This window comes from Actinoplanes xinjiangensis (genome assembly GCF_003148685.1).
GTDB lineage: Bacteria > Actinomycetota > Actinomycetes > Mycobacteriales > Micromonosporaceae > Actinoplanes > Actinoplanes xinjiangensis.
On record NZ_QGGR01000053.1, the window covers coordinates 15,064 to 28,117 of the forward strand.

Genomic DNA, 13,054 nt, shown 5'->3' on the forward strand with positions numbered 1-13,054 from the left:
CGATTTCCGTCGATCCGGGGGTCACTTCGACGAAGGAAGCGGGACGGTGACGGAGCGTCAGATCACGGCGGCGCGTGGCGTGTCGGACCTGGTCCGTGACGCCCAGCGTGGGAGCGTTCCCGCCCGGGACCAGCTGATCACCGGCCATCTCTCGCTGATCTACAACGTCATCGGCCGCGCCCTGCACGGGCACCCGGACGTCGACGATCTGGTGCAGGACACCATGCTCCAGGCGATCAACGCACTGGGCGGGCTGCGTGACCCGGAGCGGTTCCGCTCGTGGCTGGTGGCGATCGCCTACCGGCGGGTCCAGATGCACATGCGTGCCCGCAAGATGACCCTGACGCGCCATCTGCCGGAGCCGGTGGACGTGCCGGACCCGGCCGGTGACTTCGCCGAGCGGACCACCGCCGAGCTGGTCGTCGCCGATCAGCGGCGGGAGCTGGCCGAGGCGGCCCGCTGGCTGGACGACACCGACCGGGAGCTGCTGGGCCTCTGGTGGCAGGAGGCGTCCGGCGACCTCACCCGGGCCGAGCTGGCCGCCGCGCTCGACGTGACGCCGAAACACGCCGCGGTCCGGGTCCAGCGGATGAAGGCGCAGCTGGAGCTGTCCCGCGGGGTGGTGCGGGCGCTGCGGGCCACGCCGATCTGCCCGGAGCTGTCGAGCACGATCCGGGGCTGGGACGGGACCGTCGACTCGGTGTGGCGCAAGCGACTGGCCCGCCACGTCCGGGACTGCCCGAAGTGCCACTTCCAGCAGGCCGGGCTGGTCTCGCCGGAGCGGCTGCTGCTCGGGGTCGCCGCCCTGCCGGTGCCGGTGGCGCTGTGGGCCGGCATCCAGGCCGCGGCCGGCGCCGGAGTGACCGCGCCGCCGCTGGTCACGACCGTCTCGCTGGTCACCCACGTGACGCAGCACAAGACCCTGGTGGCGGCGCTGACGGCGGCGACCGTCGCGGTGGGCGGCGGACTGACGCTCGCGGTGGTGAACGAGCCGGACACCCCGCGGGCCGCCGCGCCACCCCCGGCCGTCGCCACGACCCCGGCCACCCCACCACCGGCCGCGACCGGGACGAGGCCCAGCCCCGGCGCGCCGGTGCGGACCACGCCCACCCGGCGGCCGGTCACCGGGCTGGGCGTGGCCGAGGCGGACATCTTCGTGGCGCCGAACGGTTCCGACGACGGCGACGGCACGCAGGCCCGCCCGTACGCGTCGGTGGCCAAGGCGGTCGCGGTGGTGCGACCGGGTCAGACGATCGCCCTGCGCGCGGGCATCCACCGGCCGGCGGGTCCGATCTCGATCACCACCAGCGGCACCGCGGACCAGCGGGTGACGATCAGCGGGTACGCCTCCGAACGCGCGATCATCGACGCCTCGGCGATCCCGGCCGACCAGTGGGCGATCACCCAGCGGGCGTCGTACTGGACCGTCCGGGACATCGAGGTGACCGGCGCCCGCAACGCCACCTGGACCTGCCTGGCCTGTGTGGACAACGTCTACGAACGGCTCGCGGTGCACGACAACGCGGGGGCCGGGCTGATGCTGCGCGACCCCGGGACGTCCGGCAACCGGGTGCTGGACAGCGACTTCTGGGCCAACCGGGGTTCCGGGCTGTCGGTGCAGTTCGGCGCCGGCGACGGGAACCTGGTGCGCGGCAACCGGGCGTTCCGCAACGGCCTGGACGGCATCGACCTCGGCTCGTTCCGCAGCCGGGTCACCGTCGAGTACAACTGGGCGTACCGCAACGGCGCGAACGGGTTCGCGGTCGGCGGCGGCAGTCCGGCGGTCGCGGCCGCCCACACGGTCCGGCACAACGCGTCGTGGGGCAACGGCGGGCACGGTTTCGTCGACGAGGGCAACACCGCGGCGATCGAGCTGGGCAACAACACGGCCTTCCGCAACACCGGGCTGGGCTTCGCGATGACCACGGCGCCGGCGGTGCTGCGCAACAACGCGGCGGTCGGCAACAGCCGGGGTGAGCAGGCGCTGTCGGCCGGTGCGAAGCCCGGGAACAACAGCTGGCAGGTACCGGCGTTCGCCTTCGGCTCGGAGGACGCGTCCACCGCCGAGGGCCCGCGGACGGCGGCGGCGAAACTCCCCGGCACCGGTTACCTGTCCACCGGCAACGGCATCGGGGCGTCGATGTCGGGCGCGTAATACGGATGCGTGCCGATCAGTGGGAACGCCACACTGACCGGCATGCACTCCGCGATCACGGTGACCCCGGCCCAGCTGCCCGACCTGCTTCTGCACGTCGCGGTGGCCCGGCCGGTGTTCCTGTGGGGTGCTCCCGGGATCGGCAAGAGTTCGCTGGTCCGTGACTTCGCCGACTCGCTCGGGCTGGAGTGTGTGACCCTGGTCGGCACCCAGCTCGCCGCCGAGGACCTGATCGGGGTGCCGGAGCTGCGGGACGGGCGCAGCCGGTTCGCGCCGCCGGAGTCGATCGCGCGCGACGAGCCGTACTGCCTGTTCCTGGACGAACTGAACTCGTCGGGCCCGGATGTGCAGAAGGCGTTCTACTCGCTGATCCTGGACCGCCGGATCGGCGCCTACGAGCTGCCGGCCGGGTCGATCGTGATCGGGGCCGGCAACCGCTCCAGTGACAACGCGCTCGCCCGCCCGATGGCGTCCGCACTGGTCAACCGGCTGATCCACGTGCACCTGCGGGCGTCGTGGGCGGACTGGTCGGCCTGGGCACGCGACGCCGGCGTCCACCGGTGGGTCACCGGCTACCTCACCGAGCGCCCGGACCACCTGTGGTCGGCGCCGCCCAAGGTGGAGGAGGCGTTCTCCACCCCGCGCAGCTGGCACATGCTCTCCGACGCGCTGCACTCCTACGGCGACGACATCAGCGAGGAGACGTTGGGCCTGCTGGCGGCGGGCACGCTCAGCCCGGCGCACGCCACCGCCTTCGGCGGCTACGTCAAGATCGTCCGGCATCGGTACGGGCTGGACGCGATCGTCCGTGGCGACGCCGGCTGGCCGTCCCGCCCCGCCGACCGGGATCTGCTCTACTTCCTGGCCGAGGCGTTCCGGGCCCGTCTGGTCAAGGACCTGCCGGCCGGCAAGACGCACGCCTCGGCGAACCTGCGCCAGTTCGCGCACCGGGCGAAGGCGATGCTCGTCGAACTCGCCGAGCTGTCCCTGGAGTGCGGCCGCCTGGTGATCGCCCCGGACGCCGACGGCAATCCGGTGCTGCCCGCCTGGTTCCTCGTCGAGGTGAGCCGGGACCTGCCGCGCCTGGTCGCGGCCCGGGCCTGAGATGGCACGCAAGCCGAAGCGCGTCGTCGAGAGCGACCCGAACACGCTCGCCTTCCAGGCCGCATGGGGCGAGCTGGCCGGCCATCCACTGTTCGAACCGATGACCGCATTCGATTATCCGCGCCCGCACGCGACCGTGGCGATCGTCGCCGCGCCACTGCCGGGCCTGGCCCGGGTGTCGGCGGATGGCTCGATCGTGGTGAGCCGGACCCGCCGCCTGGCGAAGGACGAGTGGCGCTGGGTGCTGGCGCACTGCCTGCTCCACCTCGGTTTCGACCACCTCGCGCCGGGCGCCGAGGACGACGCCGCGTACCGGGCGGCGGCCTGTCTCGCCGTCAGCCGGTTCCAGCGGGCGGTGAAGCTCGGCCGGGAGCCGGACCCGCTACCGGATCTGCTGCCCACCGCCGAGGAGGAGGAACTGGCGGCCCGGTGGCGCCGGCAGGGCGTGCCTCCGGAACTGGCCGCCCCACCCGACCTGGACCTGAGCCCGGTCCGGTTCCGGCCCGGCCACGAGCCGTGCTGGCCGGACCGGTTCGCCCTGGGCCTGTCCGCGGCCGCGGTCGCCGGGGTCGAGGTGGCCGGTGGCGCCCGCGAGTCGGTGAGCGGCGGCACCACGCAGCGCCCGCCGTGGCAGCTGGCGCTGAGCTGGTTCATCGGCTCGTATCCGCTGCTCGGCGGGGTGGCGGCCGGGTTCACGCTGGTCGCCGACGGTCCGCTGGCCCGGGCCTGGGAGATCTCGATCGCGGCGGTGTCGGCCGGGGCCGGCGAGATCTACGTGAACCCGTGGCGGACGCTGAGCGAGGCGGAGTGGCGGTTCGTGCTGGCCCATGAGCTGCTGCACGTGGCGTTGCGGCACGCCGACCGGGGCGGTGGCCGCGATCCGTACCTGTGGAACGTGGCCTGCGACTTCGTGATCAACGGCTGGCTGGTGGAGATGGGTGTCGGGGTGCTGCCGGACGGCGTGCTGTACGACCCGGAGTTCGCCGGATCGTCGGCCGAGCAGGTGTACGACCGGATCGCCGGTGACCTGCGCCGGATACGGAAACTGGCGACGCTGCGCGGGCAGGGGGCCGGCGACATGCTCGGCGAGCCGCTGCCGTGGGCCGGGCGGCGGGACGGCGGCGTGGACCTCGACGAATACTGCCGCCGGGCTCTGCTGACCGGTTTCGCCTATCACCAGAGCAGCGGGCGGGGACTGCTGCCGGCCGGGCTGGTCGCCGAGATCCGGGTCCTGGAGCAGCCGCCGGTGCCGTGGGACGTGCGGCTGGCCCGCTGGTTCTCCGAGTTCGTGCCGCTGGTGGAGCCGGTCCGGACGTACGCCCGGCCGTCGCGCCGGCAGGCCGCCACCCCGGACATCCCGCGGCCCGGCCGGCACCGCCCGGAGGAGGCGGTCCGGCGCAGCACGTTCGGCGTGGTGGTGGACACGTCCGGTTCGATGGGCGCGGCGCTGATGGGCAAGGCGCTCGGCGCGATCGCGTCCTACGCCACCGCCCGCGACGTGCCGGCCGCGCGGGTGGTCTTCTGCGACGCGGCCGCCTACGACGCCGGATATCTGCCGGTGGCCGACATCGCCGGCCGCGTCCGGATACGCGGCCGCGGCGGCACCCGTCTGCAGCCGGCGATCGACCTGCTGGAGCGTGCCGAGGACTTCCCGGCGGGCGGTCCGATCCTGGTGATCACCGACGGCGAGTGCGACGTGCTGCGGATCCGGCGCCCGCACGCGTACCTGATGCCGCGCGGCGCCCGCCTGCCGTTCACTCCGCGCGGCCCGGTGTTCAGCCTGCGCTGAGGCCGGGGCCGAAGCCTGATCCGAGTCCTGATCCGAGTGCTGCGCCGAGGTCGGCCGGGACGCGCCAGCCGGGGAACGGCTCGTCCGCGGGTTCGCGTTCCGGTCCGCCCGCCGCGGTGGCGCGCAGCAGCAGCGACGTGCCGTCGGCACCGACGATCCGCAGGCCGCGGGGCACCTTGCCGCGCTGTCCGGTGGGCCCGAGGTCCGGCAGCGCGACCAGCTGCCAGGAGCGGAACTCCGGCGGGCGGGCGGCGTCCAGCAGCAGCACGGCCAGCGCCACGGCGCGATCCGGCCGGTTGCCGCGGGGTGGCGGCAGGCGGTCCGGCGCCGGCAGTTCGGTCTCCCCCGGCCAGATCGCACCCCAGAGGTACGCGAGAGCGCCGTTGACGTACCGGATCCGCAGTCCCGCCGGCGACGGCCCGCCGGGGGTCGCATCCGTGCCGAAACGTTCCACCGCCTCGATCTCCGGGTGCCCGCAGTCGCGCAGGAGCGTGCCGATCACGTCGAGGACCCGGGCGAGATGCAACGGCGGCTCCGTTCGTTCGGCGGTGTCGTCGCAGTCAACCGGCTTTCGGGGCGTGCTGACCGCCCACGCTGTGCGACGCGGGGTAGGTTTCCGGCATGGAACGCGTACGTGCCGCGCTGTACCTGGACTTCGACAACGTGTTCAGCGCACTGATCAGGCAGGACCCGGATGTCGCGGTCCAGTTCGCCGAGGAGCCGGGTGCCTGGCTGTCCCGGCTGACCACCTCGCTGACGGTGGAGGGGCCCCGGCGCTGGTTGATCCTGCGCTGCTACATGAATCCGGGTGGCTGGGTGCCGCACCCCGATCCGGCCAGTGGCCTGCAACGGCTCTACTACTCGCGGTTCCGGCCGTTCTTCGTGAACGCGGGTTTCGAGGTGATCGACTGCCCGCGGCTGACGCACACGAAGAACGCGGCGGACATCCGGATGGTGGTCGACGCGGTGGACGCGCTGGCCGACCAGGTGACGTACGACGAGTTCGTGATCGCGTCCGGAGACTCGGACATGACGCCGCTGCTGGTGCGGCTGCGGCGCTCCGACCGGCGGACCACGATCGTGTCGCCGGCCGACGCGGCGCTGGCGTTCACCTCGATCGCCGACCGGCTGATCACCAGCCAGGAGCTGCTGGAGCTGGTGCAGGGCGAGCCGGTGGACAGCGACGAGGTCCAGGTCGCGGTGCCCGGCGAGCCGGAGGGCGAGGCGTCCTACGAACAGTTCCGTGACCTGGTGACCTGGCGGTTCACCGCGGCGCCCGGCCCGCTCAACCTGGCCTCGCTCGCCCACGACCTGCGCCGGCAGTTGGGCACCGGGGTGGACTCGACGAACTGGTTCGGGTTCGGCGGGTTCGTCCGCGCGCTGGAGAGCCTGCGACTGCCGCACGCCAAGTTCTCCAACCACTTCGTCTGGGACGACAGCCGGCACGGCCCGCCGGAGGCGACCGGGGCGGCCGGTCCGGCACCCGAGTCGGTCATCCGGCTCAGCGCACCGCTCGGCCTGCCGCGGCTGCCGCGGGAGATGTGGCCGCCGGTCTACCGGGCGCTCGCCGACTACGCGGCGTCGCATCACTTCAATCTGACCGAGGCCACCCGCTGGGCGCGGGATCTGCTGGCCGAGGAAGGGGTGGACGTGAGCCGGTCGGCGATCGCGTTCGTCACCCGGGGCACCGCGTTCGGTGGGGCGCCGCTCTACCGGCAGCCGCCGCCGGACGCCGAGGAGATCGCCACGGCGTTCGCCGACAACGTGCTGAACCGGGCGGACGCGGCCGCGATCGCCCTCACCGACGAGGAGTGCGCCGAGGTCCGCTCCTGGCTGGGTGCCCCCGACCCGAAGGCCTAGGTGTCCGCCGCGAAGAGCCGGCCGGCGGCGGACTGCCAGGCGGCGACCAGGTCGACGGTGTCCGGTTCGCGCAGCCACTGGATCTGGAGACCGTCCATCATGGCGACGACCTGGGCGGCCAGCTCGCGGGGGTCGGCCACGACGCCGTCGGCAAGGGCGGCGAACTCCTCCAGGGTGCGCCGCTGGCGTGTCCTGAAGTAGGCGTGCGCCGGGTGGCCGGGCGCGAGCGACTCGGCCTCCAGCACCGCGAAGAGCCGGACGATCTCCGGCTGCTCGGCGTTGCGGCGGACCACGGCGTCGCACACCTCGGCCAGGGTGATCCGGCCGTCGGCCCAGAGCCGGTGCGCGGGCCGGCCCAGTTTCTCGGCCAGTGAGCGGGCGTCCTGCTCGTCGCGGTACTCCAGGACGGCGACGAGCAGGCTGTCCTTGGAGCCGACGTGGTGCAGCATGCCGGGCACGGTCAGTCCGCAGCCGTCGGCGACGTCCTGCATCGACAGGCCCCAGAAGCCCCGTTCGGCGATCAGTTTCGTGGTCATCTCGAGGATCTGCCGGCGGCGCTCGGCAGCGGGTAACCGGGCGCGGTCGCGGCGGAACGGTGGGGAGGTCGGCACAGCTCTTTCCTACCAGCAGCCCCTTGTCACACCTGCTTTGACCTGGCTATGTTTCTAACCAGTTAATACCTAGTAGGTACTCAGTAAGGGTGGGATCCATGGGACTCGGCACCTCGGAACAAGCGGCGATCACCAGCGGCAGCGACTTCTGGCACACCGAGGGCGTCGCGTCCGCGGGCATCCCCCCGGTCACCGTCACCGACGGCCCGCACGGCGTGCGCATGCAGGCCTCCGGCGACGACATGCTGGCCGGCGTGCCCGCCACCTGCTTCCCACCCGCCGTGGCCAGCGCCTCCACATGGGACCCGGACCTGCTGCGCCGGATGGGCGAGGCACTCGGCGACGAGTGCCGGGCCCAGGACGTGGCGGTGCTGCTCGGGCCGGGCGTCAACCTCAAGCGCAGCCCGCTCGGCGGCCGCAACTTCGAATACTTCTCCGAGGACCCGATCCTCACCGGGGTGCTCGCCACCGCATGGGTGCGTGGCCTGCAGAGCCGGGGAGTCGGAGCGTCCCTGAAGCACTTCGCGGTCAACAGCCAGGAGACCGACCGGATGCGGATCAGCGCCGACGTCGACGAGCGCACCCTCCGGGAGATGTACCTGCGGGCCTTCCACAAGGTGGTCACCCGGGCCCAGCCGTGGACCGTGATGTGCGCCTACAACCGGGTCAACGGGATCTACGCCAGCGAGCACCACTGGCTGCTCACCCAGGTGCTGCGCGGAGAGTGGGGATTCGAGGGCCTGGTCGTCTCCGACTGGGGTGCCGTGGTCGACCGGGTCGCGGCGATCGCGGCCGGCCTCGACCTGACCATGCCGGGGCCGGACGCCGCCGGTGACCGGGCGCTCGTCGACGCCGTGGCGGCGGGACGGCTCGACCCGGCCGCCCTGGAGAAGAGCGCGGAGCTCGTACGCAAGCTGGTGGAGAAGGCCGGGGAACGGCCGGCCGGGACCTATGACGTGGACGCCCACCACGCGCTCGCCCGGGAGATCGCCGGACGGGCGATCGTCCTGCTGAAGAACGACGGTGACCTGCTGCCGCTCGCGCCCGGCGAGAAGAGTGTGGCGGTGCTCGGCGAGTTCGCGCGGAGCCCCCGGTACCAGGGCGGCGGCAGCTCGCAGATCACCCCGACCCGGCTCGACGACGCGCTCACCGGCATCACCGCCGCGACCACCGCCCGGGTCACGTTCGCCCCCGGATACACCGTGCGGGGCGAGGCCGACGAGGCTCTGCTGACCGAGGCGGTGGCCACCGCACGGGACGCCGACGTGGCGATCGTCTTCGTCGGCAGCGTGCACGAGACCGAGGGCGCCGACCGGGACTCCATCGACCTGCCCGCCCCGCAGCTCGCACTGATCGAGAGGGTCGCCGCGGTCAACCCGAACACGGTCGTGGTGCTCTCCAACGGCGCGGTGATCGCCACCCGGCCGTGGGACTCGCTGGTGCCCGCCCTGGTCGAGGGCTGGCTGCTCGGGCAGGCCGGCGGCAGCGCCCTGGCCGACGTGCTGTTCGGCCGGGTCAACCCGTCCGGACGGCTCGCCGAGACGATCCCGGTCAAGCTCGCCGACCACCCGTCCTACCTGGACTTCCCCGGCGAGCACGGCCACGTCCGGTACGGCGAGGGCCTGCACGTCGGCTACCGGGGCTTCGACGCGCGCGGCCAGGAGGTGGCGTACCCGTTCGGCTTCGGGCTGTCGTACACCACGTTCGGCTACGGAGCGGCCCGTGCGGCGGCGACCGCGGCCGGAGTCGAGGTGAGTGTGCCGGTGGCCAACACCGGCAGCCGGGACGGCCGTGAGGTGGTGCAGGTCTACGTGAGCCTGCCCGGCTCGAAGGTGCGGCGTGCCCCGCGGGAGCTGAAGGCGTTCGCCAGCGTCGCGATCGGCGCCGGCGACACCACCGAGGTGCGGCTGACCGTCGAACGCGAGGACCTCGCCTACTGGGACACCCGGCTCGGCCGCTGGATCGTCGAGGACGGCGAATACCTGATCGAGGTCGGCTCGTCGTCGCGGGACATCCGCGCCTCGGTGACCGTGCACGTGGCCGGCGACCCGGCCCGGGTGCCGCTGACCACCGAATCCAGTGTCGGCGAGTGGTTCGCCGATCCGCGCGGTGCCGAGGTGCTGGGCGCGGCGTTCGCGGCGGCCGCGGGCGAGCAGTCGGGCGGCCTGATGTCGGCGATGACCGCCAACCCGGAGATGCTGATGATGCTGGGCAGCCTGCCGCTGAGCCGGATGGCCGCCTTCCCCGGCAGCCCGCTCAACGCCGGTGACCTGGACAAACTGGTCGAGGCCGCCAACTGACGGCGGTCACGTCCGTGCCCGCGTGAGCAGTGCCTGGATCCGGGACACCAGCTCGCGCGGGCTGAACGGTTTCGTCACGTAGTCGTCGGCGCCCGCACTGAACCCGCCCTCGACGTCCTGCTCCTGCACCCGGGCGGTGAGCATGATGATCAGCATGCCGGCGGTGGACGGATCCGCCCGCAGCATCCGGCACACGTCGATGCCCGACAGTCCCGGCATCGACACGTCGAGCACGGCCAGCGTCGGCAGCCGGGCCCGCGCCGTGTCCACCGCGGCCTGACCGTCGCCGACCGCGAGCACATCCAGGCCGGCCTGCTCCAGCTTGAAGGCCACCAGGTCTCGGATGTCGGCATCGTCGTCGGCCACCAGGACGGTCGTCACGCGGATCCCCCGATCCGTTGCGATATGTCTCCGGACCATATCCCGATGAACACGCCCAACGCGGGTGATCCTCGTAAATCTGGTCCGCAACCAGGTCGCAACCGGCGTGCGCCCGGGCCCGCAGCCGGCGGACGGTGTCCTGATGTCCAGAACACCACCGCGCACCACGGCTGGGAGGAAACCGATGAACGCGACGATCGACGACATCCGCTGCGAAGCACTGTTCGCCTCCGACCTCCAGCGCTCCTGGGCCCCGACGGCGGAGCTGATCCGGGCCGCGGTCACGGACGTCGTGGACAGGATCGGCGAGGACGGCTGTGCGGAACGTGTCGCCCAGGAGTTCGGCGAACACCCCGACTGTGCGATCGGGCGGATGCGCTGGGCCCGCGACGCGGTCCGGTCGGCGTTCGCCGCCTGACGTGACGGTCCGCCGGGCCTCTTGCGCGTCCGGGGGACGTGTGGCCCGTACCCGCAAGGGGTCTGGCGCGACCGGTCGGCCGACCGTAAGCTTGCCGCCATGCGCGCACAATCGACCATGTGGTGGCCCGTCTGAAAGGCGGCCACCTTCCGCGCGTCAATCCGCGGCCGCCTCGCTGAGGCGGCCTTTTTCGTGGCCGGATCTCGGCCCGGTGGCCCTCACCGAAAACGAGGGACCATGCCTTTCGCCCTGCTGCACCGCGACGGCGCCGACCACGTCGACGTCCTGACCGGCGACGTCATCACCGTGGCCACGCTCGACGACATCCCGATGACGCCCGGCACACCGGTGCTCGCCGTCATCCCCTACCGGCAGATCACCGAACGTGGCTTCGCCTGCGTCGACGACGGCGCCCCGCTGGAATGTCTGCTGGTCAGATCACGGCACACCGAGCCGCTGTCGAACTTCCCGCCCGGCGAGATCACCCTCCACGACGGCGGTTTCGACCTCTCCGACGACGAGTACGCCCGCGTCGTCGAGGAGGTGCTGCGCGACGAGATCGGGCACGGGGCCGGCGCCAACTTCGTCATCCACCGCACCTATCAGGCCCGTTTCGAAGGCGACCCGCGTGCCGCCTTCGGCCGGCTCCTGCACGGCGAGCAGGGCACCTACTGGACGTTCCTGGTCGACACCGGCAACCGGATCCTGATCGGCGCCACCCCCGAACGGCACGTGAGCGTCCTCGACGGCATCGTCATGATGAACCCGATCAGCGGCACGTTCCGCCACGGCTCCGGCGACATCCTGGACTTCCTGCGCGACCCCAAGGAGATCGAGGAGCTGTACATGGTCCTCGACGAGGAACTCAAGATGATGGCGTGCGTCGCCGAACACGGCGGCCAGGTCGCCGGCCCGTACCTCAAGGAGATGGCCCGCCTCACCCACACCGAATATCTGCTCGCCGGCCGCGGCTCCCTCGACGTCCGCGCCGTCCTCCGCGAGACCATGTTCGCCCCCACCGTCACCGGCAGCCCCATCGAGAACGCCTGCCGCGTCATCGCCCGCCACGAACGCCGCGGCCGCCGCTACTACGCCGGTGTCGTCGCCCTCCTCGACCACGACGAAGCCGGCCGCCAGACACTGGACGCGCCGATCCTCATCCGCACCGCCGAGATCACCCCCGACGGCATGCTGCGGGTTCCGGTCGGCGCCACCCTCGTCCGGCATTCCACCCCCGCGGGCGAGGTGGCCGAGACCCACACGAAGGCGGCCGGGTTGCTGTCCGCGCTGGGCGCGGTTCCTTCCCGGCCCCTTCCGGTACGGGGTACCGCACAGTCCCCGGAGGTCCAGCGCCTGCTGGCCGCCCGCAACGACGACCTGGCCCGGTTCTGGCTCGACTCCCGCGCACCCGGCGCCCTGACGGTCCCGTCCCTGGCCGGCCGGCACGCCGTGATCGTCGACGCCGAGGACACCTTCACCGGCATGCTGGCCCACCAGCTGAGAGCCCTGGGCCTGTCCGTGACCGTCCTCCCCTGGACCACCGTCACCAGCCCCACCGCCACCCCCGGCACCACCGCCACCGCCGGCACCGCGGCCACCGCGGCCACCCCGGGCACCGCGGCCACCCCGGGCACCGCGGCCACCGCGGGCACCGCCGCCACACCCGGCACCGCCGCCACACCCGCCACCGGCACCGCATCGGCGCCCGGCACTGCATCGGCCCCCAACTCCGGCGCGGCACGCGGCTCCGCCTTCGCACCGGGCTCCGCGGCGGCCGTCGGTCATCCGGTTGTCCCGGGGGTTCTCGCGGCGGCTGATCTCGTGGTCTTCGGGCCGGGGCCGGGTGACCCGTCGGATCTCGGTGACCCGAAGATGGCGGCGCTGCACGGGCTGGTCGGTTCGGTGCTCGCGGCGGGCCGGCCGTTCTTCGCGGTCTGCCTCGGCCAGCAGGTCCTCGCCTCGCAGTTGGGCCTGCCACTGCGCCGCCGCGACTCGCCCTATCAGGGCCTGGCGCGCGACATCGACCTCTTCGGCACACCGCGGCGGGTCGGTTTCTACTCCAGCTTCTCAGCGGTCGCCCGCCAGACGGTGGCGGCCACCCCCTACGGCCCGGTCACCCTGGCCGTGGATCCCGCCGACGACACCGTGCACGCTCTGCGGGGCCCCGGTTTCGCCGGCGTCCAGTTCCACCCGGAGTCGGTGCTCAGCCGCGACGGTGTGGACATTCTGCGAGAACTCCTCCCATCTCTTCTCACCGACGTGGTTAGCCCGGCGATTCCGGGGTAGCGAGACAGTGTCGGTGGTCCAAGGTGATCGAGAGCCTCACCTTGGACCACCGACCCTTTTCCGGCTCCCGGCTCCCGGCTCCCGGCTCCCGGCTCCCGGCTCCCGGCTCCCGGCTCCCGGCTCCCGGCTCCCGGCTCCCGGCTCCCGGCT

The 13,054-nt window shown here is 72.8% G+C and carries 10 protein-coding genes; 7 read left to right on the forward strand and 3 right to left on the reverse strand.

The genetic code is table 11. The features are described from left to right. Window positions 1-46 precede the first annotated feature (46 nt). Genes BC793_RS47380 through BC793_RS47390 form a run of 3 tightly spaced genes read left to right on the forward strand, consistent with a single transcriptional unit; the run spans window position 47 to window position 5,048 of the window. Window positions 47-2,155, forward strand: a complete 2,109-nt coding sequence (locus BC793_RS47380) for a sigma-70 family RNA polymerase sigma factor (RefSeq protein ID WP_239170693.1) — start codon at window positions 47-49, stop codon at window positions 2,153-2,155. A gap of 60 nt (window positions 2,156-2,215) precedes the next feature. Further along, a complete protein-coding gene (locus BC793_RS47385; RefSeq protein WP_203896630.1) occupies window positions 2,216-3,259 on the forward strand; it encodes an ATP-binding protein in 1,044 nt (347 codons plus the stop codon). Between the two features lies 1 nt (window position 3,260). Further along, complete coding sequence (locus tag BC793_RS47390; protein ID WP_109603219.1) at window positions 3,261-5,048, forward strand: vWA domain-containing protein; 1,788 nt, start codon at window positions 3,261-3,263, stop codon at window positions 5,046-5,048. Here the strand turns inward: BC793_RS47390 and BC793_RS47395 are convergent. After that, entirely contained in the window at window positions 5,035-5,574 is a 540-nt protein-coding gene (locus tag BC793_RS47395) for a hypothetical protein (protein WP_203896629.1), read from the reverse strand. The two genes, BC793_RS47390 and BC793_RS47395, sit on opposite strands and share 14 nt — an antisense overlap. 95 nt (window positions 5,575-5,669) lie before the next feature. Here BC793_RS47395 and BC793_RS47400 point away from each other — a divergent pair, with 95 nt between their 5' ends. Continuing rightward, complete coding sequence (locus tag BC793_RS47400) at window positions 5,670-6,908, forward strand: NYN domain-containing protein (RefSeq protein ID WP_109603220.1); 1,239 nt, start codon at window positions 5,670-5,672, stop codon at window positions 6,906-6,908. Here BC793_RS47400 and BC793_RS47405 read toward each other — a convergent pair. After that, window positions 6,905-7,519 (reverse strand): TetR/AcrR family transcriptional regulator, encoded by a 615-nt coding sequence (locus tag BC793_RS47405; RefSeq protein WP_239170692.1) that lies wholly within the window; start codon window positions 7,517-7,519, stop codon window positions 6,905-6,907. The genes BC793_RS47400 and BC793_RS47405 overlap by 4 nt on opposite strands. A gap of 98 nt (window positions 7,520-7,617) precedes the next feature. Here BC793_RS47405 and BC793_RS47410 point away from each other — a divergent pair, with 98 nt between their 5' ends. Then, a complete protein-coding gene (locus BC793_RS47410) occupies window positions 7,618-9,819 on the forward strand; it encodes a glycoside hydrolase family 3 C-terminal domain-containing protein (RefSeq protein ID WP_109603221.1) in 2,202 nt (733 codons plus the stop codon). 6 nt (window positions 9,820-9,825) lie between these two features. Here the strand turns inward: BC793_RS47410 and BC793_RS47415 are convergent, their stop codons facing one another. Beyond that, window positions 9,826-10,200 (reverse strand): response regulator, encoded by a 375-nt coding sequence (locus BC793_RS47415; RefSeq protein ID WP_109603222.1) that lies wholly within the window; start codon window positions 10,198-10,200, stop codon window positions 9,826-9,828. A gap of 184 nt (window positions 10,201-10,384) precedes the next feature. Here BC793_RS47415 and BC793_RS47420 point away from each other — a divergent pair, with 184 nt between their 5' ends. Together BC793_RS47420 and BC793_RS47425 are read left to right on the forward strand one after the other, a co-directional pair. Then, window positions 10,385-10,618 (forward strand): hypothetical protein, encoded by a 234-nt coding sequence (locus BC793_RS47420; RefSeq protein WP_109603227.1) that lies wholly within the window; start codon window positions 10,385-10,387, stop codon window positions 10,616-10,618. Window positions 10,619-10,855: 237 nt separating this feature from the next. After that, window positions 10,856-12,904 carry an anthranilate synthase family protein gene (locus BC793_RS47425; RefSeq protein ID WP_109603223.1) on the forward strand — a complete coding sequence of 683 codons (2,049 nt, stop codon included), beginning with the start codon at window positions 10,856-10,858 and terminating at the stop codon, window positions 12,902-12,904. Window positions 12,905-13,054: the final 150 nt, after the last annotated feature.